The organism is Pseudomonas sp. V88_4 (assembly GCF_029967985.1).
GTDB classification, from domain to species: domain Bacteria; phylum Pseudomonadota; class Gammaproteobacteria; order Pseudomonadales; family Pseudomonadaceae; genus Aquipseudomonas; species Aquipseudomonas glycinae.
On record NZ_JASCAF010000041.1, the window covers coordinates 36577 to 61733 of the forward strand.

The following is a 25157-nucleotide window of genomic DNA, read 5'->3' on the forward strand; positions in this document are numbered from 1 at the left end:
TGATGCCGCTGGATGGATCAGGCCGGTCTCCGGGCTCATGAGCGGCTGGTGCCTGGCTGCGCGCCTTCCCGCTGTTAAGCAGTGGCATCAGACGCAGCTTTTACTCATTTACCGTTGCGGGGGCAGCGCCGGGATCGTGAGGGTTCTTCGCTCGAAGACCCGCCTCACCGGCTTCCCTGTTTCACTCTGTCGACATGCGCCACAGAGCACCTGAAACAAGCCGCGAAGGTTAGAGGGTTGGGGGTGGAGCGTCAATTGAAGAGGGGCTTGCGCGGCGAATAACTGCCGCCGATCAATTAACTGACGCCAATCTTGTGCCACACTGCCAGCAGTGATATCAAAGAGCCATGCTTTTTGAATGCAGAGAGCACATCACAATAACAAGGGAGAGCACCATGCAAGGCATGATCATCAGCAATCCGCGGCTGGAATTCCTGCGCCCGGTGCTGGAACGCTGGTTTGACTGTATCGACCGTTACAACGCCGTCCGCGGCGATAACGACACGCCCTTCTGGCACGACGAAAAAGCCAACCTCGGCCTGCTGTCCGCCGCCGCGTGGATGGCTGAACTGGTCACCCTGCGCGACACTGCCACCCGCAAACAGAATGAAGAAGGCGAGCGCAATGCACGTGCCGATCTGTTTATTGCTGGCGCCGAGGATCGCGCCTTCATTCAGGCGACCCAACGCTGGCCGCGCGTCAACAGCCTGAACCTGACCCAGGCTTTGGCCGATATCACCAGCGACGCCAAGCGCATCAGCTACGCCAGCGACCTGAAACTCGGCTGCCTGTTCGTCGCCCCTCAGAAAGCCCAGCACAGCGCCAGCCCGGAAGAGTTGCAGGACATGGTCGACGACCTGCAGAAGGAACACACCTGCGCTGTCGCCTGGTACTTCCCGTACGCATACCGCAAGTTGCACAGCGAAACCGGCAACTATCACCCCGGCATTGCCGTGCTGTTCAAGGAAGCCCGCGGCTGAGGGTTGAACCATCGGGCTTGCGCACTTCTCTATGATTAGGAATGCATTCATAGGGAAGATCAGCAATGCGCAAGCCCCAGCTCGTTTTCGTCATCATGATCGCCGGAGGTCTCGCCGCCTGTGGTGAATCCTCCAGCCTGCAAGTCTCCGACGGCACCGGCCCTTCACCCAAACTGCCCGAACCGAACAAGACCCTGATCCCGACGGTGAACATCGCCCCGGCCATCGGCTGGCCGGCCGGGGCGAAACCGACGGCGGCGGCAGGCACTCAGGTGGCGGCTTTCGCCGAAAATCTCGACCATCCGCGCTGGCTCTACGTACTGCCGAACGGCGATGTACTCGTGGCAGAAACCAACGCCCCGCCAAAACCGGACGACAGCAAGGGCATTCGTGGCTGGGTGATGAAAAAGGTCATGGGCCGCGCCGGTGCCGGCGTGCCCAGTCCGAACCGCATCACCCTGCTGCGTGACGCCGATCATGATGGCGTGGCTGAAACCCGCACGGTGTTCCTGCAGAACCTCAACTCACCATTCGGCATGACCTTGGTCGGCAACGATCTGTACGTGGCCGATACCGATCGCCTGCTGCGCTTCAATTACGAGCCCGGCGCGACCGAAATCAAGTCCCAGCCGATCAAGGTCACGGATTTGCCGGGCGGCACGCTCAACCATCACTGGACCAAGAACGTCATCGCCAGCAAAGACGGCAGCAAGCTGTACGTCACCGTTGGCTCGAACAGCAACGTCGGCGAAAACGGTCTCGATCAGGAAGAAGGTCGCGCGGCGATCTGGGAAGTGGATCGCACCACCGGCAACCACCGGATCTTCGCCTCGGGCATCCGCAACCCCAACGGCCTGGCGTGGGAGCCGCAAAGCGGCGCACTGTGGACAGCCGTCAACGAGCGCGACGAAATCGGCAGCGATCTGGTGCCGGACTACATCACTTCGGTCAAGGACGGTGCCTTCTATGGCTGGCCGTTCAGCTACTACGGCCAACACATCGATGTGCGCGTCGAACCACAGCGCCCGGACATGGTGGCCAAGGCCATCGCTCCGGACTACGCCGTCGGCCCGCACACCGCATCACTGGGCCTGACCTTCGCCGAAGGCAACCGCCTGCCGGCACAGTTCAAGGAAGGCGCATTCATCGGCCAGCACGGCTCCTGGAACCGCAAGCCGCATAGCGGTTACAAGGTGATCTTTGTGCCGTTTGCCGCCGGCAAGCCGAGCGGAACGCCAGTGGACGTACTGACCGGTTTCCTCGACAAGGACGAAAACGCACTGGGTCGCCCGGTCGGCGTAGTGATCGACCAGCAAGGTGGATTGCTGGTAGCCGATGACGTGGGTAACAAGGTGTGGCGGGTGTCAGCGACCCGCTAGAGTGTTGCAGGCATAAAAAAACCGTGGAAGCCATTCAGCTCCCACGGTTTTTTATTTATCTGCGTTAAGGGTTATGCGCCAGATGCTCTGGCTGCAGAACGCGCTTGGCGCTCAGATAGGCTTTCTGCCAATACGCTTTCGACAGGCTGTCCAGCTTCACCGTGCCGCCGGTGGCCGGCGCATGCACGAAGCGCCCTTCCCCGACGTAGATCCCCGCATGGCTGACCTGTGAGCCGCCATTGGTGGCGAAGAAGATCAGGTCGCCGGTTTGCAGGCCTTCCTTGCCGACGTTCGGCGCCTGCATGACGATCATCTCGCGGGTCGAGCGCGGCAGGCTGATCCCTGCGGCATCGCGGTAGACAAAGCCGATCAGGCCACTGCAGTCGAAGCCTGAGTCCGGTGTATTACCGCCCCAACGATAAGGCGTGCCCACCAGCCCGAGCGCGCGAAACAGCACGTCTTCGGCAGCGGGCGAAAAGGCTTGGGAGGATCCGAACACGATCGGAGCGCGAACCACCGGCGCGGGCGGCGGAGTGCGGCTGGCGCAGGCGCTGAGCAGCGCTGCGAAGAACATCAGGGCAAAGCGGGCCGACATCGTCATATGCAGAACATCCTGATCTGGCTGCGGCTTTGACTGCCGATTCGATAGAAAACAAAACCGCCTGCGTTGGGACGCAGGCGGTTTGCCATCAATATAGATCAGGATTCTAGCGGCTACGCGGCAAACTTCAAGTAAGACTTTAACTTCACCTTGTAAAGTTTAGGTCTATTGCCTCAGAAGGACCGCTTGTCGCCACGAGCGTGGCGACAAAAGCGTGATTACTTGCGAGCGGTAACCACGGTTGGAGCGTTCGCCAAAGCGCGTTTGGCTTCGATGAAAGTCTTGCTCCAGTAGCTGTCGCCCAGGCTGTCGATGCGAACACCGCCGCTGCGGCGAGAGCTGGAATGGATGAACTGGTTGTCGCCCAGGTAGATCCCGGCGTGGCTTACACGACCGCGACGACCGTTGGTGGCGAAGAACAGCAGGTCGCCCGGCTCGAGGTTGCTGCGCGAAACCAGCGGCGCATCAACGTTGATCATTTCGCGGGTGGAGCGCGGCAGGTTCATGCCGGCTTCTTCGCGGAACAGGTAGCCGATGAAACCGCTGCAATCGAAACCGGCTTCAGAGGTACCGCCGAAACGGTAACGGGTACCGATCAGGGACATGCCGCGTTCGAGGATGCTGTCGGCCAGAACCGGAAGCTGGTAAGGCTTCTTGCCGTTGAAGTCGGCGAGTTCTTTTTCGGTGTCCAGCTCTTCCTGATAAATAACGGAAGACTGGGCGGTGGCAGAATTTTTAGCCTGTTGTTGCTGCTCTTGATTAACAGGTGAATGAGCAGCGCAACCGAACAACAGGGTGACGAGTGCGAGAGGCACGAGGGGTGCGAAGCGCTTTAGCATGGGCACGACCGTGGCTGATAGTTGTAAAGAAGCCGAGACTATGCCCGCTATCAGCCTCATTTGCAAATTCAATCGATCTTTTTGTGACTTCCCGGTTTCTCGTTAACATCTAAGCGCTTAAGCCTATTTGAATCGAGACGCGGCCTGTGCACCCCACAGGAAAGCGGGTTTTCTGGCGCCTGAAATATGCCAAAACCGGCTGAAAGCCCCGGTTTTACCAGCCCAGGGTTTCTTTCAGGAAGGGAATGGTCAGCTTGCGCTGAGCCTGCAAAGAGGCCTGATCGAGCTGCTCCAGCAGATCGAAAAGCGCGCTCATGCTGCGGGTACCGCGAGTCAAAATAAAATGCCCGACTTCGTCGGTCAGGTGCAGACCGCGACGTGATGCACGCAGTTGCAAGGCACGTAATTTGTCTTCGTCGGAGAGCGGGCGCATCTGGAAGATCAGCGCCAGGGTCAGGCGCGATTTCAGGTCAGCCAGTTTGATCGGCAGTTCACGCGGCGAAGTGGACGCTGCAATCAGCAGACGTCGACCGCTGTCACGCAGACGGTTGAACAGATGAAACATCGCCTCTTCCCAGTCCGCCTTGCCGGCAATCACCTGCAAGTCGTCCAGACAGACCAGTTCGTACTGTTCGAGGTTGTCGAGAATTTCGATGCCGCGATCCATCAACTCCGCCAGCGGCAGGTACACCGCCGGTTCACCCATCTGTTCGAAGCGCAGGCACGCGGCCTGCAACAGATGCGTACGCCCTACCCCGTGCTTGCCCCACAGATAGATCAGGCTTTCGGTCCAGCCGGCGTCGGCTTCGCATAGACGCTCGACATAGCCGAGTGCAGCGGCATTGGCGCCTGGGTAGTAGTTGATAAAGGTGGCGTCGTCACGCAGACGCACACCTAGGGGCAGCTGAATCGGTTTCATGCTGACTGAACAGTTCCCAAGGAACCGTTAGTGGCCTCTGTGTAAAGTGAGCGAAGTTTATACCCGTGAAGCGGAGCGCACAATGCGACAGACCCCAAGCAAAATCAAAGGTTTGCGTTAACATGCTGGTTTTATGACAGTTTCTTTGGCGCCATGGCCTGCAGGAGACGGGCCAACCCGGTGATCCACCGGACGGCCCGCGCTTCACGATTACAACTCCGGCTCATCCACCCCGCTATAAATCTCGGAATCCTTGTACAGATCGTGGACATGCCGCACCAGCACCATGATCACCGCCGCCACCGGCAATGCCAGTAGCACACCGGTGAAACCGAACAGCTCGCCACCGGCCAGAATCGCGAAGATCACCGCCACCGGATGCAGACCGATCCGGTCCCCCACCAGCAAAGGCGTCAGCACCATGCCTTCCAGCGCCTGACCGACCATGAACACCGCGACGATTCCGATCATCGGATACAGATCGCCACCGAACTGGAACAACCCGGCAATCAACGCCGCACCGATGCCGATCACGAACCCCATGTACGGCACAATCGCCGCCAGCCCCGCGATCAGACCGATCAACAGGCCCAGCTCCAGGCCGACAATCATCAGACCGGCCGCATAGATCACGCCCAGCGCCAGCATCACCAGCAATTGCCCGCGCACGAACGCGCCCAGCACTTCATGGCATTCACCCGCCAGCGCCACCACGCGTTCCTCGCGGTCACGGGGCAACAGGCCACGGATCTTGGCCATCATCACGTCCCAGTCACGCAGCAGGTAAAAGCTCACCACCGGGATCAGCACCAGATTCGCCAGCCAGCCGATCAGCGCCAGGCTCGAGGCCGTCGCCTGGCTCAGCACCACACCGACGATGTCAGTGGTCTGGCCCATGTGCTCGCTGATGGCGGCTTTGACCTTGTCGAATTTCCAGAAGCCGTCCGACAGCCCCAGCTTCGATTGCGCCCACGGCACGGCGGTGTGCTGCAACCAGTCGAGCATTTGCGGCGCCAGTTCATACAGCCGCAGCAATTGCTTGGCGAGCATCGGCACCAGCACCAGCAACAGCGCAGTGACGATCAGGGTGAACAAGGCGAACACCGCAATCACACCCCAGGTACGGGACAACCCCAGACGCTCCAGACGATCAACGAGCGGATCGAACAGGTACGCGAGCAGCAGCGCCACCAGAAACGGCGTGAGGATCGGATGCAGCAACCAGACAAACGCGCAAAGCAGGAGCACCCCACCGAGCCAGAACCAACGCCGCGTATCGGCCATGTAACACTCCATTGCTTATATATAAGAAAGAAAACCTACCAACGGAACCGCAAGGACGGTGCTGCCGGTGTCGGCGTCGGCGCAACCACTGCCGGTGCCCCGGCGACCGTAGGTTGCGGCGCAGCGACCGGAGCGGGCGCCTCGGCAGGCAGCTCCTGCAGCTTCGCCAGCGATAATTGCGCCCGCAACTGATCGGCACTGCCGTTGACCCGATACAGGATGCGATCGGCATCGACACTCTGCAGACGCACGCCAAACGGTTCGAGTAACCGCAGCAGCACCGCATAGTGCTCCAGATTCATGCCCTGGACTTCCAGGGTCTGCTGGCCGGACGCGCCCGGCTTGGCAACAAAGCGAGGTGCCAGACGCTCAGCGACCGCCAGCATCACCGCATCGGTCACGCCAGCCTGATCCGCGCCCTGCACGTTGCCCGCCTCTTTTTTATCGCCCAGCCACAGTTGCCATTTAGCCTGCCATTGTCCGCCTTCTTCGCGGGTGTGCACGGCGAGCAAGGCATCGGCGTTGTAGCGTTCAGAGGCATCGCGCAATGGCGCCGGGTCGGCGCCTTCAAGCGCCGGTGCCGTAGCGACCAATTGCTCGCTCAAGTCCGCCAACGGCAGTCGCAACGGCAAGCCACGGTGCTGGGCCGCACGGCGCAACGGCGCGGCACTGGCCTGACCGTCGCCCACCAGGCTCGAACCTTCGCTCGAATCGTTCAGCCACCAGCTCAGGATCGAAGGCCGATTGGCGCCCCACAGCGCCAGCCCGGCGCGGCGCAACGCCTGTTCGGTGGTTCCCGGGTCGAAATCGACTTTCAGCACTTCCGGCGGCCCGGCATCGAAACCGAACTGACTGATAATCTGCTGCGGATCCTTGCGAACCGGCGCCAGCCCTGGGTTTTGCGGGGCTTTCGGGTCACCGGTCAGGCGCAGCACCAGCGTATCCAGTGCGGCCTGGGTCGCGCGATCGCGCTCCTCTGGCGACTGGCCAGTGACCGGTTCGCGCACCTGATAAAGACCTTTGAGATTTTCGGCCTGACTCGCCAGGCTGATCAGAGACAAACCACCCACTAACAGCAATTTACACAAACCCATGGAGAATTCCCGTCGACAAGAGCGGCTGGAACAGGCCGCGTGTACCGTTCTGCAAGCCTGTGACCACAGGCCGTCGCAAAACATTCACACGCGGTCGGTAAGTTTTTGCACAGTCCTAACGATAGACGGTTCCTTATACAGGCACCCGTGATGTCGCCCACAGCGTCAATTGCAAAATTTTTCCACCGATATGCCCCTGCCCGTCGGCGTGAGGATGGCCGCTGCCCCTCAAGCCTGATAAAATCGCGCGCCTTCGCAGACCGGCAACAGCCGGGCACCCCGAACTTCGCGTGAGGCAATCGCCCCTGTCGGATTCGGCGCTCCCGCTGAACTCGGTCGTTACCCCTGAATCCCCTCCCCTAAAGGCCTGGATCATGAGCAAGCAACCCTCCCTGAGCTACAAGGACGCCGGTGTAGACATCGACGCCGGTGAAGCATTGGTCGAACGCATCAAGAGCGTCGCCAAGCGCACTGCGCGCCCGGAAGTCATGGGCGGCCTGGGCGGTTTCGGCGCCCTCTGCGAGATCCCGGCCGGTTACAAACAGCCGGTACTGGTTTCCGGTACTGACGGCGTCGGCACCAAGCTGCGCCTGGCGCTGAACCTGAACAAGCACGACAGCATCGGCCAGGACCTGGTCGCCATGTGCGTCAACGATCTGGTGGTGTGCGGCGCCGAGCCGCTGTTCTTCCTCGACTACTACGCCACCGGCAAGCTGAACGTCGACGTAGCTGCCACCGTGGTTACCGGTATCGGTGCAGGCTGCGAACTGGCTGGCTGCTCGCTGGTCGGCGGCGAAACCGCTGAAATGCCTGGCATGTACGAAGGCGAAGACTACGACCTGGCCGGTTTCTGCGTCGGCGTCGTGGAAAAAGCCGAAATCATCGACGGCTCGAAAGTCGCCACCGGTGACGCCCTGATCGCCCTGCCATCGTCCGGCCCGCACTCCAACGGCTACTCGCTGATCCGCAAGATCATCGAAGTGTCCGGTGCCGACATCGAAACCGTTCAGCTCGACGGCAAGCCGCTGACCGAACTGCTGATGGCCCCGACCCGCATCTACGTGAAGCCGCTGCTCAAGCTGATCAAGGACACCGGCGCGGTCAAGGCCATGGCCCACATCACCGGTGGCGGCCTGCTGGACAACATCCCGCGCGTTCTGCCAAAAGGCGCTCAGGCCGTGGTTGACGTGGCCAGCTGGAACCGCCCGGCCGTTTTCGACTGGCTGCAAGAGAAAGGCAACGTCGACGAAACCGAAATGCACCGCGTACTGAACTGCGGCGTGGGCATGGTGATCTGCGTGGCTCAGGAGCACGTTGAAGTTGCCCTGAACACCCTGCGTGACGCCGGCGAGCAGCCTTGGGTCATCGGTCAGATCGCTGTCGCTGCCGAAGGCGCGGCCCAGGTCGAACTGAAGAACCTCAAGGCTCACTGATGTCCCAGACCTGTGATGTCGTGGTGCTGTTGTCCGGCACCGGCAGTAACTTGCAGGCCCTGATCGACAGCACGCGGACCGGCGACAGCCCGGTCCGCATCGCTGCGGTGATTTCCAACCGCGCCGACGCCTACGGCCTGCAACGCGCCAGTGACGCGGGTATCGCCACCCGCTCGCTGGATCACAAGGGATTCGAGGGCCGCGAGGCCTTCGATACCGCTCTGATCGAACTGATCGACCAATTCAACCCCAAACTCGTGGTACTGGCCGGCTTCATGCGCATTCTCAGCGCTGACTTCGTCCGTCACTACCAGGGTCGCCTGCTCAACATCCACCCGTCGCTGCTCCCCAAATACAAAGGGTTACACACTCATCAGCGCGCGCTGGAGGCCGGCGATGCCGAACACGGCTGCTCCGTGCACTTCGTCACCGAGGAACTCGATGGCGGACCACTGGTCGTACAGGCAGTAATACCGGTAGAGTTGCACGATTCGCCGCAAAGTCTGGCGCAGCGGGTTCACGTTCAGGAACACCTGATCTACCCGATGGCCGTACGCTGGTTCGCCGAAGGACGGCTGAGCCTCGGCGAGCAAGGTGCTTTACTGGATGGCCAGCCATTGCCGGCCAGCGGTCACTTGATTCGAAACTAGGAGATATTATGCGTCGCGCCCTGCTCTTCGCTTGCGCTCTGCTCGCCCTGCCTTTTGCCCAGGCGGCAGACCTTCAACCGTTCTCCGCCAGCTACACCGCCGACTGGAAACAGTTGCCCATGAGCGGCACTGCCGAGCGCAGCCTGACCAAACAGGCCAACGGCGTCTGGAAGCTCAGCTTCAAGGCCTCGATGATGATTGCCAGCCTGTCCGAGGAAAGCACCCTGACCCTGGACAAGGACACCCTGCTGCCACAGTCCTACCACTTTGAACGCGGTGGTCTGGGCAAGGCGAAAAAGGCTGACCTGGACTTCGACTGGGCCAACAAGCTGGTGACCGGCACCGACCGCGGCGACGCGGTGAAAATCCCGCTCAACCGCGGCATGGTCGACAAATCCACCTATCAACTGGCGCTGCAGCATGACGTGGCCGCCGGCAAGAAAAGCATGAGCTATCAGGTGGTCGATGATGGCGAAGTCGATACCTACGACTTCCGCGTGCTGGGTTCGGAAAAAGTCGAAACCAAGGCCGGCCAGATCGATGCGATCAAGGTCGAGCGCGTCCGCGATCCGACACAAAGCAAGCGCATCACCGTCCTGTGGTTCGCCAAGGACTGGGATTACCTGCTGGTTCGCCTGCAACAGGTCGAAACCGACGGCAAGGAGTACAACATCATGCTCCTCGACGGTACGGTCAACGGCAAGACGGTCAAAGGCAGCTGATCCAAAGAAAAGCCCCGCAAACGCGGGGCTTTTTTTCGCCTGTCGAACGCTGATCAGACCGAGAATTTGGCGACCATGCTGTTCAGGTCCACCGCCAGCCGCGACAGCTCCTGACTCGCGGCACTGGTCTGATTGGCCCCGGCAGACGTCTGCATCGCCAGATCACGAATATTCATCAGGTTGCGGTCCACTTCCCGCGCCACGGCCGCTTGCTCTTCCGACGCACTGGCGATCACCAGATTGCGCTCGTTGATCAAGGTGAACGCCGAAGCGATTTCCTCAAGTGCAACGCCGGCGGCCTTCGCCAACTCCAGCGTCGAACGCGCCCGGACGTTGCTCTGCTGCATCGAGCTGACCGCCGAGTCGGTGCCCTGCTGGATGCCGCCGATCATCTGCTCGATCTCCTGCGTCGACTGCTGAGTGCGATGGGCCAGCGCCCGCACTTCGTCCGCCACCACCGCAAAACCCCGTCCGGCATCTCCCGCCCGTGCAGCCTCGATCGCCGCGTTCAGCGCCAGCAGATTGGTCTGCTCGGCAATCGAACGGATCACATCCAGCACTTTGCTGATGCTGTAGACCTTCTGCGCCAGATCCTCCACCTGCGCGGCATTGGCGGTGACATCGTTCGCCAGCAGCTCGATGGACGACACGGTCTGCTGGACCTGCTCACGGCCATGCTGGGCAATTCGATCTGATTCACGGGAGGCCTCGGAAGTCGCGACGGCATTGCTCGCCACCTCTTCCACGGCAGCGGTCATCTGATTGACCGCCGTGGCCGCCTGTTCAATTTCCAGACTCTGCTGGTGCAGCCCCCGCGTGGCGTCTTCGGTAACACAGCTCAATTCCTCCGAAGCCGAGGCCAGTTGACTGGAGGACTCCGAGATCCGGCGGATGGTGTCACGCAGGTTGTGCTGCATGCTCTTGAGCGCGTGCAGCAGCCGCGCCGGTTCGTCCTTGCCGGAAATGCTGATATCCCCGGTCAGATCGCCACCGGCCACCACTTCCGCAACACTGAGTGATTGCGAGAGCGGCAGCACGATGCTGCGGGTCAGTAACAACGCAAGGGCAACGGTAATCAGCGCGGTGATGCCGATCATCACCCCGACCCACACTCGCGAGTTAGTGAACACCAAACGTGCGGCCTCAGTGGCCAGATTGGCGTTGTGCTTGTTCAACTCGACCAGTTCACGCAGGGTCACTGCAATTTCATCCGCCAGGGGGCTCATCTGCCCATTGAGAATGGCGGCCGCCTCTTCCACTCGTCCCTGAGCAGACAAGGTCATCACCTGCGCTTGAAACTCCAGATACTTGTGTTCGGCGACCTTGAAGCGGTCGAACAGCGCGCGCTCTTCGGGCAATGCGATCAGGATGTCGTAGCGTTGCTGGGCTTCACTCAGCACACCGCGCAAATCATTGAGCTTGGCCACGTTCTGATCCAGCGCCTGCGGATCGCGATTGAGCAACAGGCGCATGGTCAACGCGCGCAGACGCAACATGTCCTGGCTCATCTCGCCCACCGCCATCACGCTGGGCAGCCAGTTATTGTCGACCTCGTCGGACTGCGCGCGCATGTTTGACATCTGCAGCAGGGCAAACGCCCCAAGGGCAAACACCATCAGCGCCAGCACGCCAAAACCCAGCCCGGCCCGGGGCGCAATATTGAGACTACGGATACTCATTGCTCTGGCTCCTTCCAAAAGCGCTGCATCAACCCTGCAGCTGGTTGCTCTAGAAGGTATCGGCCCTTTTAAAAAATGCGTAAGACCAAAACGCGATATCAAAAGGCCTTGATCCTACGAACCGTCGGCATTAACGATTCAGCGCGGGTTGACCGGACTTCAGCGCTGTTCGCGGCAAGATCGCCAGGAAGTTGTCCCGTGCGACTTTTTTCGCGACTGCCTCAGGCAAGGCGTCGAGAAACGGCTTGAAGCTATGAATTTCCTTACCGAGTTTGTTGAATCGCCCGACCACGTCCGAACCAATCATGAAGCGATCCGGATAGCGCTCCACCAGTTGCACCCACTCGGGTCGCGGCTGACCCTTTTCATCCAGCAGATAAGGCGTCAGCAGGCTCCACGACAGATCAATGAACAGGTTCGGGTATGTCTCCAGCATTCGCGTCAGGGTCGGCAGCAGAAAATCCAGCTGCGTCTGATGACGATGGATTTCGGCACTCGTGCCAGCATGCGCCCAGATAAACCGGGTGTGCGGATGATTACGCAGCGGCTCTTCGATTTCCTTCAGGTACAGCGGATTCCTCTCACGCTTGGAGGTGATGTTGGAATGCAGCATCACCGGCAGATCGTTTTCGGCGGCCAGGTGATAGATGCGGGTCATGGCTTCATTATTGGCGCGTGGCGTGTCGCCGGAGGTGAGTGCCGTGAGATCGTCGTGACGGGTGAAGACCTCGCCGATGCCCTGCCACAAGCCGGGATACAGATCGAGCATGCGCTGGATGTGCGCGGCGGAGTTCTTGTCGTTGGGGTTGAAGCCTGAAAGAAACGGGTGAAAGGACCGGCGCTGCTCCGGCGTGAGCTTCTGCACCGCGTCGGCGACGATCACGTCCGTCGCACTGTACCAATAGGCATCGGCATCATCGCCAGCGTAATAACGCGGGCGCTTCGGCTCGTCTTCGTGCCATTTCTTCGCCACGGGAATGCCGGAAATCATCACATGCTCAATGGAGTTTTCCTTCATGGCCGTGAGCAATTTCGGCATGCCGGCAGTTTCCTGGAAAAAATCCACGTAATGCAGGTGCGCGTCACTGTAGGTGTATTCCCGGGCGCTGGCGGCGCCGGTGAAAACCATCAGGACGGCAAGGCTCAAACGAAACACGGACACAAGCATTCTCCGGCAGACAGGCATAGCCTAGACCCTCGCCGGGCAACGAGGGTTCACCCGGCAAGAAAGTGGAACGCGCCTGTGTGGGAAATGCTCTATACCTGCAAGGTCTTTTTTGATCGAATCCCTTTTCCTACTGCTTGCGAGGTTCACATGACCGTTACCGTCAATACCGTGTCCGCCGAGGGTTTTCGCCACACCGTTCAGATCGATGAGCATGAGCTGTTTGCCGATGTCCCGACGACTGCCGGCGGTGAGGGCTCGGCTCCCGAGCCGCACGATTACTTCGACGCCGCCCTCGGTGCCTGCAAGGCTCTGACCCTGAAGCTGTACGCGAAGAAAAAGGATATCCCGCTGACCGGCGTCGGCGTTGAGGTCAAACGCGACAACAGCCAGGAACAGAAAGGCAAGTACGCCCTGCACGTGACCCTTACCCTGAAGGGCGTGCTCACCGATGCCCAGCGCGAAGAACTGCTGCGCGTAGCCGATCGCTGCCCGATCCACAAGCTGATGACCACCAGCGAAGTCACCATCGAAACCCACGCACCAGTCGGCTTCGACAGCCAGTAATCACCACGACGACACCGGCGGGTTATGCTCCACGCATCACCCGCCCAGCCTGGAATGGACCATGGACACCCAACCCCTGATCATCCGCCCGCGCGCCGAAGACGTCGAAGGCCAGCCGATCTTGCGCCCGCTGCCGTCAGCCAAATGCCGCAGCGTCGGGCCTTTCGTGTTTTTCGACCACATGCTCGAAACGGTTTATCCGGCGGGCAAAGGCATGAACATCCGACAGCACCCGCACATCGGTCTGTCGACCCTTACGTATTTGTTCGACGGGCAGATCCAGCACAAGGACAGCCTGGGTTCGGATCAGGTGGTCAGCGCCGGCGATGTCAGCTGGATGACCTCCGGCACGGCGATCGCTCACGTCGAGCGCACGCCCGAACCGCTGTGGGAACAAAGCTTCAAGATGCACGGCCTGCAAATCTGGCTCGCCTCGCCCAGGGATCACGAACAAGGCCCGGGGCATTACAGCCACCACCCGGCCTCGACCTTGCCGGTCAGCGATAACCTCGGTGTACAGATCCGCATGATCGCCGGGTCAGGCTTTTGCCTGGAATCGCCGGTGCCGGTGCTTTCTCCTACGCTGTATGCCGAATTGAAGATGCAAACCGCGACCACACTGCTGATCCCGACCGAGCATGAAGAGCGGGCGCTGTACGTGTTGAGTGGTGATGTGCAGCTGAATGGCGAAGCGGTCGAACCCCATGCACTGGTGGTGTTGCCGACCGGGGAAGAGATGAGCCTGTTCGCCGAAAGCGACAGCCACGCGGTGTTGTTCGGTGGTGCGCCACTGGACGGGCCACGGCGGATCAACTGGAACTTTGTTGCGAGCGATCCGGCGGCGATCGATGAGGCGCGGCGCAAGTGGGCGGCCGGGGACTGGCCGACGGTGCCGGGGGAAGTCGAGCGGATCGAACTGCCGAAATCACGCAGCGAGCCGACACCGCTTTAAACCAGCACTCCCACGCCAGGCGTGGGAGTGCTTTCAACCGAATCAGCCTTTGAACACTTCTTCCAGCAAGTCATGCATCGACTTGAACGCCCGCGCTGCGGTCTTCGCGTCGTACATCATCTTGCCCGGCACATTGGCGTGCGGATCGGTGAACGAGTGCACCGCGCCGCCGTAGCTCAGCAACTGCCAGTCCACACCAGCAGCATTCATCTCGTCTTCGAATGCCGGCAACTGCTCTTTCGGCACCAGCGGATCGGAAGCACCGTGCAGCACCAGCACCGAGCCCTTGATGTTCTTGGCATCCGCCGGATTCGGCGAATCCAGGGTGCCGTGGAACGACACCGCCGCTTTCACCGAGGCACCGGTGCGAGCCAGATCCAGCGCACAGCAGCCGCCGAAGCAGAAACCGAACACCGCCAGTTTCGAGGTATCGACCGACGCTTCGCCCTGCTTCTGCAAGTGTTCGAACGCGGCCTGCATACGCTTGCGCAGCAGCGCACGATCATTCTTCAGTGGCATCATCGCCGCACCGGCCTCATCAGCGTTCTGCGGACGCACGGCCTGGCCGTATACGTCAGCGATCAGCACCACATACCCCTTGGCCGCCACCGATGTGGCGATCTCTTCAGCGCCAGCGCTGACACCCATCCAGTTTGGCGCCATCAGCAGGCCCGGACGCGCGCCCTTGTGCTCGGCATCGAACGCCAGGCGACCTTCATAAGGCTGGCCGTCAATCTGATAGACCACGGAACGTACAGTGACTTGGCTCATTTCTGACTCCAGATTGGTTGAATTCCAGAATGAAAAAACCCGCCGAAGCGGGTTTTTCTACAGCTTGATCAGGCCGACAGCTCAACCAGCAGCTTGTTCAGACGGCTCACGTAAGCGGCCGGGTCTTTCAAGCTGTCGCCCGCCGCCAGGGCGGCCTGGTCGAAGAGGATGTGCGACAGGTCGCTGAAGCGATCTTCGCTGGCCTCGTTGTCGAGCTTCTCGATCAGCGGGTGGCTCGGGTTGAATTCGAAGATCGGCTTCGAATCCGGCACCTTCTGCCCACTGGCCTCGAGGATCTGACGCATTTGCAGACCCAGGTCCTGCTCGCCAATCGCCAGGATTGCCGGCGAATCGGTCAGGCGATGGGAAACCCGGACTTCGGCAACGGAATCGCCCAGTGCGGTTTTCAGACGCTCGACCAGACCTTCTTTCGACTTGGCGACTTCTTCTGCGGCCTTCTTGTCCTCTTCCGAGTCCAGGTTGCCCAGGTCCAGGTCACCGCGCGCGACGTCGACAAAGCTCTTGCCGTCGAACTCGTTGAGGTAGCTCATCAGCCACTCGTCGATACGGTCGGTCAGCAGCAGCACTTCGATGCCTTTCTTGCGGAAGACTTCCAGGTGCGGGCTGTTCTTGACCTGCGCGTAGGTTTCGCCGGTGAGGTAGTAGATCTTGTCCTGACCTTCCTTGGCGCGCGCCAGGTACTCGGCCAGACCGACGATCTGCTCGCCATCGGTGCCGTTGGTCGATGCGAAACGCAGCAGACCGGCAATTTTTTCCTTGTTGGCGAAATCTTCTGCCGGGCCTTCTTTCATGACCTGGCCGAAGTTTTTCCAGAAGCCCTTGTATTGCTCAGGCTCGTTCTTTGCCAGTTTTTCCAGCATGTCCAGAACACGCTTGGTCAGCGCCGACTTCATCGAGTCAATGATCGGGTCTTTCTGCAGGATTTCCCGCGACACGTTCAGCGACAGGTCGTTGGAGTCGACCACACCTTTTATGAAGCGCAGGTACAGCGGCAGGAAGGACTCGGCCTGATCCATCACGAACACGCGCTGCACGTACAGCTTCAGGCCTTTTGGCGCTTCACGCTGGTACAGATCGAACGGTGCGCGGTTCGGCACGTACAGCAACGAGCTGTACTCGAGCTTGCCTTCAACCTTGTTGTGGCTCCACGACAGCGGGTTTTCGAAGTCGTGGGCGATGTGTTTGTAGAACTCCTGGTATTCCTCGTCCTTCACTTCGGTGCGAGGACGGGTCCACAGAGCGCTGGCGCGGTTGACGGTTTCCCATTCAACTTCAGGCTTCTCTTCACCTTCGGCAGCGGCCACTTCTTTCGGCAGCTCGATCGGCAGCGCGATGTGGTCGGAGTACTTCTTGATGATGTTGCGCAGACGCCAGCCATCGGCAAACTCGTCTTCACCGGATTTCAGGTGCAGGACGATGCGGGTGCCGCGCTCCGGCTTGTCGAGGGTGGCGACTTCGAATTCGCCCTCGCCTTTCGACGACCAGTGCACGCCTTCGCTGGCAGCGGTGCCGGCGCGACGGCTGTACACGTCAACTTTGTCAGCAACGATGAATGCCGAGTAGAAGCCCACACCGAACTGACCGATCAGATGCGAATCCTTCTTCTGATCGCCGGACAGGTTTTTCATGAAATCGGCGGTGCCGGATTTGGCGATGGTACCCAGGTGGGTGATCACATCGTCACGGTTCATGCCGATGCCGTTGTCTTCGAGGGTGACGGTCTTGGCGTCCTTGTCGAAGCTCACACGGATTTTCAGTTCATCGCCACCTTCGAGCAACTCAGGCTTTGCCAGGGCTTCGAAGCGCAATTTGTCGACGGCGTCAGAGGCGTTCGAGATCAATTCGCGAAGGAAGATTTCCTTGTTGGAATACAGCGAATGGATCATGAGGTGCAGCAGTTGCTTCACCTCGGTCTGGAAGCCCAGGGTTTCCTTTTGAGTTTCCACACTCATGGTCATCAAACTCCAATCAGATGGCATTGGCCGCGACCTTGCCGGTCGGCGGCGGGTTGTTCTGTGAGTTGGGGGCGTGCTTCAGGATTTCAAGGGCTCATCGATTTTGAAATGCGCGCGGGCGGTCGCGATCGGTTCACTTTCGGTGCTTTGCCAGGCCGTGACCGCGACATTGGCTACCCGCCGGCCCTGACGGCAGACCTGACACCGGGCCCAGGTGTCGCGAAATTGCCCGGCCCGCAGGTAATCGAGGGAGAAATCGATAATCTTCGGCACACCGGGCGCACCGGTGAAAATCAGCAAGTGCAGAGCGGCGGACAGTTCCATGAACCCGGCAATCACCCCGCCATGGATCGCCGGCAATAAAGGGTTACCAATGTTGTCCTTGTTCGCCGGCAGTTTGAACAGCAAGTCATCACCGACCCGCGAACACTCGACACCAATCAGCCCGGCATAGGGAATCAGCTTCAGCAGCGGCGCATAGTCACCCTTTTCGTGTGCCTCTTGCAGTTGCTGCTTGAAATCGTCGCTCATGGGCTTTCTCCCTTGATTGCGCCACCAAAGCCTTTCGTGCCTTTAAGGCCTTTGCCCATGCGCATGAAAGTACCGACGACATGGGCAATCGGCTGCTCGGGATCATCCTGATAGGCAAAGCCGCGAGCGAAGATCACATCGGTGGTGACTCGATAACATTGGGCGAAGCCAAACACGTCTTTATGTGGCTCGGCGGCGTGCATGTAGTCGATGCGCAGATCGAGGGTCGGGCAGACTTCGAATTCCGGCAGCACGCACAGGGTCGACATGCCGCATGCAGTGTCCATCAGCGAAGTGATCGCCCCGCCGTGGACCACGCCGGTCAGCGGGTTGCCGACGATCTGCGCACTGTACGGCAGCACCACCGTCAGGCCTTCGTGGCTGGCGCTGTGCACTTTCAATCCCAGTACCTGACAGTGACGCAGGGCCGAGAGAAACCGTGTCGCACGCTCAAAAACGGGGTTTTCGGCCATTTGATAATTACTCTTGTTAGTCGCTGTTCCCGGTAGTGGAAAGAACAGCAAAAGTTCCATTGCAAAACAAACTTATATATCTGAAACAAATGAGGAACTTAACCCTTGGGCGCGAGTTCTTAAGGCCAGTAGTTATTTTCCATAAGGAGAAACACCCCATGCGTAAGACTTTAGCTATTGCCTTGATGTTGACCGCTTCCCTCGGTCTCGCTGCCTGCGATAAAAAATCCGAGGACAAAGCTCAAGATGCCAACCAACATGCTGAACAAGCTCAGCAGAAAATGAACGAAGCTCAGGATAAAGTGAACGACGCGGCGAAAGAAAATGCCGAAGCCGCCAAAGATCAGGCCGAATCGAACGCTGCAGCGCAAGAAGAAGCTGCCAAGAAGCAATAAGCCGCTTCTCGCTGGCCAAAAAGAAAACCCGCCAAGTGCGGGTTTTCTTTTGCCTGTGATTTTTTGCCCATGCCGGCTTAGAGCAAGACCGTTCTAAAAGTCGGACTAATCATCAGCAACAATGAACATACTAAGCCGACCAGCCAGACCAGACTGCGCAGCGTGGGAATATCCGCCAGGTAGAACCACAGATAGAAAATCCGTGAGATCACAAAGATGATCGCCAGTGTATCGATCAGCCATCCCGCCGTCTGCGTGGTGTGTGCCATCAGCACTCCAACGGCAAACAGGATGAACGCTTCGATGCTGTTCTGATGTGCCGCCAGCGCCCGGGCCCCATAACCGGTGAGTTGCGCCTGCTGCTGACGCGGCAAGTGGTTGTTGTAACCGCCCTGCTCTTTCATGGCCTTGCCGACCGGCATACGCGCCACGTAGATCAACAATGCACTGATAAACACACACCAGAACGGAATACTCATCAAGCAGCCTCTTTGTTCGCTTCGGGCAATGGCGCCTCTGTAGGGGTATAGACCATTACATCGAGCACGTCGGAATGAAACTCCCGGCGATACAACACCAGCACCACGCCTGCGCTCATCAACATGAACAGCCACGGGCTGACGAACCACGCCAGCATGCTCATCCCGAAGTAATAGGAGCGCAGACCGAAGTTGAACTGGTTGGCCGCCATCGAAATCACCCGCGCCGCCCGCGAGGCGAACGCCTTGCGCTCCTGCTCCGAGACCTGCCGCTCACCGATCATCGGGGCCGAGCCGACCAGAATGGCGGCGAAGTTGTATTGGCGCATGCACCAGCTGAAGGTGAAGAAGGCATAGACGAACACCAGCGCCAGGCACAGCAACTTGATCTCCGACATCCCCTGCGAGGCCTGTTGCACCATCGGAATGTCTGCCAGCAGCGACACCGCGCGCTCGGAAGCACCGAGCACGGTCAGGATGCCCGCCAGGATAATCAGTGTGCTGGAGGCGAAGAACGAGGCGTTGCGTTCAAGATTGCCGATTACGCTGGCGTCGGCAATACGGTTGTCACGCAGCAGCATGCGGCGCATCCAGTCTTCGCGGTACAGGTGCAGCACGCTGGCCAGGCACGCCGTGTCACGGCCCTTCCAGGTGGCATAACGGGTGTAACCGCCCCAGCAGATGACAAACCAGAGCGCGGCCAGCAGATGGATCAGGTTGGCTTGGATGAACGACATGCAATTCCCTGTGATGAAGATTTCGGCTCCACTTCGACGTTAGCCGGGGGAAAAAGACACTGCCTGAAGCCCATAAAAAATGCCCCGTATCGATTGATACGGGGCATTTCTGTTTAATCGCCCGGGAGCCGCTTGTGGCGGCCCGGCAATCTTAGGCGAGTGCTTCGGCGCGCTTGCCCAGCAGGCGGTCGCAAACCACGGCAACCACCAGAGTCATCACGCACGGCACCAGCCACGCCAGACCTTGCTCGCTCAGCGGCAGGTGGGCCAGTTGCGATGGCATCCAGTCAGCCATGCCTGCACCTTTCAACGCATCGATGGTGCCGAACACGAACGACACCAGCATCACCGGGCCCATGATGCGGCTCTGCTCATGCCAGAACGCGGCGCAGAAGCTCAGGGCCACCAGCACGATGCACGGCGGGTAGATCGCAGTCAGCACCGGGATCGAGAACGCGATCAGCTTGGTCAGGCCCAGGTTGGACACCAGCAGCGAGAACGCCGCCAGGATGATCACCAGAGTCTTGTAGGACAGCGGCAATACGCGGCTGAAGTATTCGGCACAGGCGCAGGTCAGGCCAACCGCCGTCACCAGGCACGCCAGGGAAATCAGCACGGCAAGGAAACCACTGCCCAGCGAACCGAAGGTGTGTTGCACGTAAGCGTGCAGCACCGCGGCGCCGTTGGTCGCGCCCGCAGCGACTTCGTGGCTGCCGGAACCCAGGCGGAACAGGCTGACATACACCAGCGCCAGACCGACACCGGCAATCAGCCCGGCGATGATCGCGTAACGGGTGATCAGCGCCGGCGACTCGACGCCACGGGAGCGGATCGCGTTGACGATGACGATGCCGAACACCAGCGCGCCCAGGGTATCCATGGTCAGGTAACCATTGATGAAGCCTTGGGAGAACGGTGCCGCGACGTATTCCGGGGTGGCTACGCCGATGTCACCGGCCGGCAGCGCGAACGCGGCGATGCCGAGCACGGCCAGGGCAATGATCTTCAGGGGCGCGAGGAAGCGACCGACGGTGTCCAGCAGACGCCCGGGGTAGAGCGAAATGCAGAACACCAGCAGGAAGTACACCGAACTGTAGAGGAACAGTGCCAGCGGGCTCTCACCGGTCAACGGTGCCAGACCTACTTCAAAGGAGACGGTCGCGGTACGCGGGGTCGCGAACAACGGGCCCACCGCGAGATAGCAAGCCGCTGCCAGCACGCCGCCGGCAATCTTGCCGATCGGGCTGCTCAGGGCGTCCATTGCGCCACCGACCTTGGCCAGTGCAACCACGGTGACCACCGGCAGACCGACTGCCGTGATCAGGAAGCCCAGCGCCGCGATCCAGACGTTAGGCCCGGACTGCAAACCGACGATAGGCGGGAAGATGATGTTGCCAGCCCCGACGAACAGGGCGAATGTCATAAAGCCAAGTGCCAGGATGTCCTGACCTTTCAAAACTTTCATTAAGGAAATACCACACTACTGAATCGGAATTTAGAGGGGGATTTCCCTGTGGGGTTAGGGAAATGCTGTCAATCCGTATAAGACTGACCCGTTTAGCGCGTTGCATGCCTTGTGGGCGGCAGACGCAAAATGGCGGCTAGCCTAACGAATTTGCCCGACAAACGCACTGTTAGAGGGCGAACTATCCGATACGCGACGTTTCTGTGTCGCGTTTTTGCATGTTATTGGGTGAGTGCTTATAAATTGCCATCGTCCACCCGAACGCCAGTAACGACAAAGGCCACCCGAAGGTGGCCTTTGTTGCTGGAGCTAAAAAGTCAGCCGAAGCTTACTTCTTCACTTCCCAGCCAGTCAGCTCGGCCAGGGCCTTGCCGATGTCTGCCAGCGAACGCACGGTTTTCACGCCTGCGTCTTGCAGAGCAGCGAATTTCTCGTCTGCAGTGCCTTTGCCGCCGGAGATGATTGCGCCAGCATGGCCCATGCGCTTGCCCGGAGGAGCAGTCACACCAGCGATGTAGGAAACAACCGGCTTGGTCACGTTGGCCTTGATGTAGGCAGCCGCTTCTTCTTCAGCCGAACCGCCGATCTCGCCGATCATGACGATCGCTTCGGTCTTCGGATCTTCCTGGAACAGCTTCAGGATGTCGATGAAGTTCGAACCCGGGATCGGGTCACCGCCGATGCCGACGCAAGTCGACTGACCGAAACCGGCGTCAGTGGTCTGCTTAACAGCTTCGTAGGTCAGGGTGCCGGAACGGGAAACGATACCGACCTTGCCTGGCAAGTGGATGTGACCTGGCATGATGCCGATCTTGCATTCGCCTGGGGTGATCACGCCTGGGCAGTTAGGGCCGATCAGGGTAACACCCAGCTCGTCGCACTTAACTTTGGCGTCCAGCATGTCCAGGGTAGGAATGCCTTCGGTGATGCAGACGATCAGCTTGATGCCGCCGAAAGCTGCTTCCAGGATCGAGTCCTTGCAGAAAGGAGCCGGAACGTAGATGACGCTGGCGGTGGCGCCAGTGGCTTCTACAGCTTCTTTCACGGTGTTGAACACTGGCAGGTTCAGGTGAGTGGTGCCACCCTTGCCTGGCGTCACGCCGCCAACCATTTTGGTGCCGTAGGCAATGGCTTGTTCGGAGTGGAAAGTACCCTGCGCACCGGTGAAGCCCTGGCAGATTACTTTGGTGTCTTTATTGATCAGGACGCTCATTACTTGCCCTCCGCAGCTTTAACGACTTGTTGAGCAGCGTCGGTCAGGCTGGTAGCAGCGATGATGTTCAAACCGCTTTCTGCCAGTACTTTAGCGCCCAGTTCAGCGTTGTTGCCTTCAAGACGAACAACAACCGGGATTTTCACGCCGACTTCTTTCACTGCACCGATGATGCCTTCGGCAATCATGTCGCAACGAACGATGCCGCCGAAGATGTTAACCAGTACTGCGGCGACATTGCTGTCGGACAGAATGATTTTGAAAGCTTCGGTCACGCGTTCTTTGGTAGCACCACCACCTACGTCGAGGAAGTTGGCTGGCTTGCCGCCGTGCAGGTTGACGATGTCCATGGTACCCATGGCCAGGCCGGCACCGTTCACCATGCAGCCGATGTTGCCTTCCAGTGCTACGTAGTTCAGTTCGAACTTGGCAGCGTGCGCTTCGCGCGGATCGTCCTGCGACGGATCGTGGAAAGTCTTCAGCTTTGGCTGACGGTACATTGCGTTGGCGTCGATGTTGATCTTGGCGTCCAGGCAGTGCAGATCGCCGTCAGCCTTGATCACCAGCGGGTTCACTTCCAGCAGAGCCAGGTCGTGATCCTTGAACAGCTTGGCCAGACCTACGAAGATCTTGGCGAACTGAGCAACCTGCTTGCCTTCCAGACCCAGCTGGAATGCCAGCTCGCGACCCTGGAATGGCTGAGCGCCAACCAGTGGATCGATAGTGGCTTTCAGAATTTTTTCTGGAGTGTCGTGAGCGATTTTCTCGATGTCCACGCCACCTTCGGTGGAAGCCATGAACACGATGCGACGGCTCGAACGGTCAACGACAGCGCCCAGGTACAGCTCTTTAGCGATATCAGTGCACGATTCAACCAGGATCTTGGTGACTGGCTGGCCATTGGCGTCAGTCTGGTAAGTCACCAGACGCTTGCCCAGCCACTGCTGTGCGAAGGCTTTGGCGTCTTCTTTGCTGCGAACCAGCTTGACGCCGCCCGCTTTACCGCGACCACCGGCGTGAACCTGGGCTTTGACAACCCACTCGTTGCCGCCGATTTTGTCGCAAGCTTCTGCTGCTGCTTCCGGGGTGTCTACTGCGAAACCAGTGGAAACTGGCAGGCCGTATTCAGCGAACAGCTGCTTACCCTGATACTCGTGAAGATTCATGCTTTTTACCGTCTTCGTTAGGTACTGCGCATTCGGCGCTGCGCTCTTTATGAGTGCCGCGCCACCTGTGACTGCTGCTTGCGTAGCCTTTCCGGATACCCGGTGCAGCTACGCAAGGCTGCGTCCAGCGGACATTCCGCGGTGAGTCTTGCACGCAAGGCTCACGACGGGCCGTACCGCCGTGGTTTCTTATTGTGTGTCTTAACGCTTCTTGCGGTTGGCAATGTGGATGGCGCCGCCATTCACTGCCAAAGCGGCTTCGTGCAAGGCTTCAGACAGGGTCGGATGGGAGAAAACCATCATGCCCAGGTCTTCAGCGCTGGTGCCGAATTCCATACCGATCGCGCCCTGCTGAACCAGTTCTGCGGCGCTCGGGCCAATCACGTGCACGCCCAATACGCGGTCAGTCTTGGCATCGGCGATGACCTTGACGAAACCACCGGTATCGTTGGCGGCCATGGCACGGCCGGATGCTGCGAACGGGAAGGTGCCGACGTTAACTTCAACGCCTTCAGCTTTCAAGGCCTGCTCGGTTTTACCGACCCATGCGATTTCCGGGTGAGTATAAATAACCGAAGGGATCAGGTCATAGTTCATCTGGGCCTTGTGGCCCTTGATGCGCTCGACAACCATGATGCCCTCTTCCGAGGCCTTGTGAGCCAGCATCATGCCGCGAACCACGTCGCCGATGGCGTAAACGCCCGGTACAGTGGTGGCGCAGTGATCGTCAACGTGCACGAAACCGCGCTCGTCCAGGGTCACGCCGCTGTCGGCAGCCAGCAGATCAGTGGTCACCGGACGGCGACCAACGGCTACGATCAGCTTGTCGAAAGTGATGGTCTGTTCGCCGTTGGCGTCGGTGTAGTTCACAACGACTTCGTCGCCGTTCACTTTCGAGCCGGTTACACGGGCGCCCAGCTTGATGTCCAGACCCTGTTTGGTCAGGGTTTTCAGCGCTTCCTTGGAAACCGCGGTGTCCGCTGCCATCAGGAAGGTGTCCAGGGCTTCCAGGACAGTCACTTCTGCACCCAGACGCGACCAGACCGAACCCAGTTCCAGACCGATCACGCCAGCGCCAATCACGCCCAGACGTTTAGGTACGGATTGGAATTCCAGAGCGCCAGTCGAATCGACGATGACTTTCTGATCGACCGGAGCCGGTGGAATGTCGATCGGGCGCGAACCTGGAGCCAGGATGACGTTTTCGGCTTCGATGACTTCAACCGAGCCGTCCGGCTTGGTGACTTCGACTTTCTTGCCAGCCAGCAGCTTGCCGTGGCCCTGGATCGAAGTAACGCCGTTGGCCTTGAACAGGGTGGCAACACCGCCGGTCAGGTTCTTGACGATGCCAGCCTTGCGGCCAACCATCGCAGCGACGTCCATTTTGACTTCGCCGGTCGAGATACCGTGGACGTTGAAGCTTTCTTTCGCTTCCTTGTATTTCCAGGAGCTGTCCAGCAGCGCCTTGGAAGGAATGCAGCCTACGTTCAGGCAGGTGCCGCCCAGGGCTTGCTTGCCTTCAGCATCGGTGTACTTCTCGATGCAGGCAGTGCTCAGGCCGAGTTGAGCGGCCTTGATGGCTGCCACGTAGCCGCCAGGGCCCGCACCGATCACTACTACGTCAAATTTCTGCGACATTCAAAAAATCCTCTTTAGCGAAAAGCTTCAAGCCACAAGCTTCAAGCCA

General features: G+C 59.6%; 25 protein-coding genes and 1 riboswitch. Of the genes, 8 read left to right on the forward strand and 17 right to left on the reverse strand.

Annotated features, from left to right (window positions below):
- Window positions 1-2: 2 nt before the first annotated feature.
- Window positions 3-229: riboswitch (cobalamin riboswitch) on the reverse strand.
- Between the two features lie 166 nt (window positions 230-395).
- Both QLG12_RS17510 and QLG12_RS17515 read left to right on the forward strand, forming a co-directional pair.
- A complete protein-coding gene (locus tag QLG12_RS17510) occupies window positions 396-980 on the forward strand; it encodes a hypothetical protein (protein ID WP_197869593.1) in 585 nt (194 codons plus the stop codon).
- A 65-nt stretch (window positions 981-1045) separates the two neighbouring features.
- Window positions 1046-2359 (forward strand): sorbosone dehydrogenase family protein, encoded by a 1314-nt coding sequence (locus QLG12_RS17515; RefSeq protein WP_282474984.1) that lies wholly within the window; start codon window positions 1046-1048, stop codon window positions 2357-2359.
- A 64-nt stretch (window positions 2360-2423) separates the two neighbouring features.
- Here the strand turns inward: QLG12_RS17515 and QLG12_RS17520 are convergent, their stop codons facing one another.
- The 5 genes from QLG12_RS17520 to QLG12_RS17540 form a co-directional block, all read right to left on the reverse strand.
- Window positions 2424-2960 (reverse strand): C40 family peptidase, encoded by a 537-nt coding sequence (locus QLG12_RS17520; protein WP_011333136.1) that lies wholly within the window; start codon window positions 2958-2960, stop codon window positions 2424-2426.
- Between the two features lie 218 nt (window positions 2961-3178).
- Complete coding sequence (locus QLG12_RS17525) at window positions 3179-3799, reverse strand: NlpC/P60 family protein (RefSeq protein WP_007950397.1); 621 nt, start codon at window positions 3797-3799, stop codon at window positions 3179-3181.
- Between the two features lie 214 nt (window positions 3800-4013).
- Window positions 4014-4718 carry a DnaA regulatory inactivator Hda gene (gene hda / locus QLG12_RS17530; protein ID WP_007950396.1) on the reverse strand — a complete coding sequence of 235 codons (705 nt, stop codon included), beginning with the start codon at window positions 4716-4718 and terminating at the stop codon, window positions 4014-4016.
- Window positions 4719-4928: 210 nt separating this feature from the next.
- A complete protein-coding gene (locus tag QLG12_RS17535) occupies window positions 4929-6002 on the reverse strand; it encodes an AI-2E family transporter (RefSeq protein WP_064378666.1) in 1074 nt (357 codons plus the stop codon).
- Between the two features lie 35 nt (window positions 6003-6037).
- Complete coding sequence (locus QLG12_RS17540) at window positions 6038-7096, reverse strand: DUF2066 domain-containing protein (protein WP_282474985.1); 1059 nt, start codon at window positions 7094-7096, stop codon at window positions 6038-6040.
- Window positions 7097-7470: 374 nt separating this feature from the next.
- Between QLG12_RS17540 and purM the strand changes: the two genes are divergently transcribed.
- The 3 genes from purM to QLG12_RS17555 are packed head-to-tail and all read left to right on the forward strand — an operon-like array spanning window position 7471 to window position 9901.
- Window positions 7471-8529 carry a phosphoribosylformylglycinamidine cyclo-ligase gene (gene purM / locus QLG12_RS17545; RefSeq protein ID WP_007950393.1) on the forward strand — a complete coding sequence of 353 codons (1059 nt, stop codon included), beginning with the start codon at window positions 7471-7473 and terminating at the stop codon, window positions 8527-8529.
- Window positions 8529-9179, forward strand: a complete 651-nt coding sequence (purN, locus tag QLG12_RS17550; protein ID WP_197869596.1) for a phosphoribosylglycinamide formyltransferase — start codon at window positions 8529-8531, stop codon at window positions 9177-9179. The genes purM and purN overlap by 1 nt, the downstream gene beginning before the upstream one ends.
- An 8-nt stretch (window positions 9180-9187) precedes the next feature.
- A complete protein-coding gene (locus QLG12_RS17555) occupies window positions 9188-9901 on the forward strand; it encodes a DUF3108 domain-containing protein (RefSeq protein ID WP_007950391.1) in 714 nt (237 codons plus the stop codon).
- A gap of 53 nt (window positions 9902-9954) precedes the next feature.
- Here the strand turns inward: QLG12_RS17555 and QLG12_RS17560 are convergent, their stop codons facing one another.
- Both QLG12_RS17560 and QLG12_RS17565 read right to left on the reverse strand, forming a co-directional pair.
- Window positions 9955-11580 carry a methyl-accepting chemotaxis protein gene (locus QLG12_RS17560; protein ID WP_197869597.1) on the reverse strand — a complete coding sequence of 542 codons (1626 nt, stop codon included), beginning with the start codon at window positions 11578-11580 and terminating at the stop codon, window positions 9955-9957.
- 130 nt (window positions 11581-11710) lie between these two features.
- Entirely contained in the window at window positions 11711-12742 is a 1032-nt protein-coding gene (locus tag QLG12_RS17565) for an amidohydrolase family protein (protein ID WP_236193756.1), read from the reverse strand.
- Window positions 12743-12895: 153 nt separating this feature from the next.
- Between QLG12_RS17565 and QLG12_RS17570 the strand changes: the two genes are divergently transcribed.
- A complete protein-coding gene (locus tag QLG12_RS17570; protein WP_007959010.1) occupies window positions 12896-13312 on the forward strand; it encodes an OsmC family protein in 417 nt (138 codons plus the stop codon).
- Window positions 13313-13373: 61 nt separating this feature from the next.
- The gene (locus QLG12_RS17575) at window positions 13374-14264 is read left to right on the forward strand and encodes a pirin family protein (RefSeq protein ID WP_197869599.1); all 891 of its coding nucleotides are present in this window, start codon (window positions 13374-13376) and stop codon (window positions 14262-14264) included.
- Window positions 14265-14306: 42 nt separating this feature from the next.
- Here QLG12_RS17575 and QLG12_RS17580 read toward each other — a convergent pair whose 3' ends face one another.
- The 4 genes from QLG12_RS17580 to QLG12_RS17595 all read right to left on the reverse strand — a co-directional run bounded on the left by QLG12_RS17580 (window position 14307) and on the right by QLG12_RS17595 (window position 18015).
- Window positions 14307-15035 (reverse strand): dienelactone hydrolase family protein, encoded by a 729-nt coding sequence (locus QLG12_RS17580; protein ID WP_282474986.1) that lies wholly within the window; start codon window positions 15033-15035, stop codon window positions 14307-14309.
- Window positions 15036-15103: 68 nt separating this feature from the next.
- Entirely contained in the window at window positions 15104-17008 is a 1905-nt protein-coding gene (gene htpG / locus QLG12_RS17585) for a molecular chaperone HtpG (protein WP_282474987.1), read from the reverse strand.
- Between the two features lie 81 nt (window positions 17009-17089).
- Window positions 17090-17542 carry a PaaI family thioesterase gene (locus QLG12_RS17590; RefSeq protein WP_007959014.1) on the reverse strand — a complete coding sequence of 151 codons (453 nt, stop codon included), beginning with the start codon at window positions 17540-17542 and terminating at the stop codon, window positions 17090-17092.
- Window positions 17539-18015, reverse strand: coding sequence for a PaaI family thioesterase (locus tag QLG12_RS17595; RefSeq protein WP_197869602.1), 477 nt, complete (start codon window positions 18013-18015; stop codon window positions 17539-17541). Before QLG12_RS17595 ends, QLG12_RS17590 begins: the two co-directional genes overlap by 4 nt.
- 158 nt (window positions 18016-18173) lie before the next feature.
- Here QLG12_RS17595 and QLG12_RS17600 point away from each other — a divergent pair, with 158 nt between their 5' ends.
- Window positions 18174-18410, forward strand: a complete 237-nt coding sequence (locus tag QLG12_RS17600; protein WP_011333123.1) for a hypothetical protein — start codon at window positions 18174-18176, stop codon at window positions 18408-18410.
- Window positions 18411-18487: 77 nt separating this feature from the next.
- Here the strand turns inward: QLG12_RS17600 and QLG12_RS17605 are convergent, their stop codons facing one another.
- The 6 genes from QLG12_RS17605 to lpdA all read right to left on the reverse strand — a co-directional run bounded on the left by QLG12_RS17605 (window position 18488) and on the right by lpdA (window position 25108).
- A complete protein-coding gene (locus tag QLG12_RS17605) occupies window positions 18488-18889 on the reverse strand; it encodes an MAPEG family protein (RefSeq protein ID WP_127797328.1) in 402 nt (133 codons plus the stop codon).
- Window positions 18889-19626: a DUF599 family protein gene (locus tag QLG12_RS17610; protein ID WP_011333121.1), complete on the reverse strand. Its 738-nt coding sequence runs from the start codon at window positions 19624-19626 to the stop codon at window positions 18889-18891. Before QLG12_RS17610 ends, QLG12_RS17605 begins: the two co-directional genes overlap by 1 nt.
- A 151-nt stretch (window positions 19627-19777) precedes the next feature.
- Window positions 19778-21091, reverse strand: coding sequence for a branched-chain amino acid transport system II carrier protein (brnQ, locus tag QLG12_RS17615; protein WP_282474988.1), 1314 nt, complete (start codon window positions 21089-21091; stop codon window positions 19778-19780).
- A 328-nt stretch (window positions 21092-21419) separates the two neighbouring features.
- Entirely contained in the window at window positions 21420-22304 is an 885-nt protein-coding gene (gene sucD / locus QLG12_RS17620) for a succinate--CoA ligase subunit alpha (protein WP_011333119.1), read from the reverse strand.
- Window positions 22304-23470 (reverse strand): ADP-forming succinate--CoA ligase subunit beta, encoded by a 1167-nt coding sequence (gene sucC, locus QLG12_RS17625; RefSeq protein WP_007959029.1) that lies wholly within the window; start codon window positions 23468-23470, stop codon window positions 22304-22306. Before sucC ends, sucD begins: the two co-directional genes overlap by 1 nt.
- 201 nt (window positions 23471-23671) lie before the next feature.
- The gene (gene lpdA / locus QLG12_RS17630; RefSeq protein WP_011333117.1) at window positions 23672-25108 is read right to left on the reverse strand and encodes a dihydrolipoyl dehydrogenase; all 1437 of its coding nucleotides are present in this window, start codon (window positions 25106-25108) and stop codon (window positions 23672-23674) included.
- Window positions 25109-25157: the final 49 nt, after the last annotated feature.

Excerpts from the sequence above, each read along its gene's own strand:
- QLG12_RS17510 (WP_197869593.1), top strand. The coding sequence starts at position 396 with ATGCAAGGCATGATCATCAGCAATCCGCGGCTGGAATTCCTGCGCCCG.
- QLG12_RS17515 (WP_282474984.1), top strand. The coding sequence starts at position 1,046 with ATGCGCAAGCCCCAGCTCGTTTTCGTCATCATGATCGCCGGAGGTCTC.
- QLG12_RS17520 (WP_011333136.1), bottom strand. The coding sequence starts at position 2,960 with ATGACGATGTCGGCCCGCTTTGCCCTGATGTTCTTCGCAGCGCTGCTC.
- QLG12_RS17525 (WP_007950397.1), bottom strand. The coding sequence starts at position 3,799 with ATGCTAAAGCGCTTCGCACCCCTCGTGCCTCTCGCACTCGTCACCCTG.
- hda (WP_007950396.1), bottom strand. The coding sequence starts at position 4,718 with ATGAAACCGATTCAGCTGCCCCTAGGTGTGCGTCTGCGTGACGACGCC.
- QLG12_RS17535 (WP_064378666.1), bottom strand. The coding sequence starts at position 6,002 with ATGGCCGATACGCGGCGTTGGTTCTGGCTCGGTGGGGTGCTCCTGCTT.
- QLG12_RS17540 (WP_282474985.1), bottom strand. The coding sequence starts at position 7,096 with ATGGGTTTGTGTAAATTGCTGTTAGTGGGTGGTTTGTCTCTGATCAGC.
- purM (WP_007950393.1), top strand. The coding sequence starts at position 7,471 with ATGAGCAAGCAACCCTCCCTGAGCTACAAGGACGCCGGTGTAGACATC.
- purN (WP_197869596.1), top strand. The coding sequence starts at position 8,529 with ATGTCCCAGACCTGTGATGTCGTGGTGCTGTTGTCCGGCACCGGCAGT.
- QLG12_RS17555 (WP_007950391.1), top strand. The coding sequence starts at position 9,188 with ATGCGTCGCGCCCTGCTCTTCGCTTGCGCTCTGCTCGCCCTGCCTTTT.
- QLG12_RS17560 (WP_197869597.1), bottom strand. The coding sequence starts at position 11,580 with ATGAGTATCCGTAGTCTCAATATTGCGCCCCGGGCCGGGCTGGGTTTT.
- QLG12_RS17570 (WP_007959010.1), top strand. The coding sequence starts at position 12,896 with ATGACCGTTACCGTCAATACCGTGTCCGCCGAGGGTTTTCGCCACACC.
- QLG12_RS17575 (WP_197869599.1), top strand. The coding sequence starts at position 13,374 with ATGGACACCCAACCCCTGATCATCCGCCCGCGCGCCGAAGACGTCGAA.
- QLG12_RS17580 (WP_282474986.1), bottom strand. The coding sequence starts at position 15,035 with ATGAGCCAAGTCACTGTACGTTCCGTGGTCTATCAGATTGACGGCCAG.
- htpG (WP_282474987.1), bottom strand. The coding sequence starts at position 17,008 with ATGAGTGTGGAAACTCAAAAGGAAACCCTGGGCTTCCAGACCGAGGTG.
- QLG12_RS17590 (WP_007959014.1), bottom strand. The coding sequence starts at position 17,542 with ATGAGCGACGATTTCAAGCAGCAACTGCAAGAGGCACACGAAAAGGGT.
- QLG12_RS17595 (WP_197869602.1), bottom strand. The coding sequence starts at position 18,015 with ATGGCCGAAAACCCCGTTTTTGAGCGTGCGACACGGTTTCTCTCGGCC.
- QLG12_RS17600 (WP_011333123.1), top strand. The coding sequence starts at position 18,174 with ATGCGTAAGACTTTAGCTATTGCCTTGATGTTGACCGCTTCCCTCGGT.
- QLG12_RS17605 (WP_127797328.1), bottom strand. The coding sequence starts at position 18,889 with ATGAGTATTCCGTTCTGGTGTGTGTTTATCAGTGCATTGTTGATCTAC.
- QLG12_RS17610 (WP_011333121.1), bottom strand. The coding sequence starts at position 19,626 with ATGTCGTTCATCCAAGCCAACCTGATCCATCTGCTGGCCGCGCTCTGG.
- brnQ (WP_282474988.1), bottom strand. The coding sequence starts at position 21,091 with ATGAAAGTTTTGAAAGGTCAGGACATCCTGGCACTTGGCTTTATGACA.
- sucD (WP_011333119.1), bottom strand. The coding sequence starts at position 22,304 with ATGAGCGTCCTGATCAATAAAGACACCAAAGTAATCTGCCAGGGCTTC.
- sucC (WP_007959029.1), bottom strand. The coding sequence starts at position 23,470 with ATGAATCTTCACGAGTATCAGGGTAAGCAGCTGTTCGCTGAATACGGC.
- lpdA (WP_011333117.1), bottom strand. The coding sequence starts at position 25,108 with ATGTCGCAGAAATTTGACGTAGTAGTGATCGGTGCGGGCCCTGGCGGC.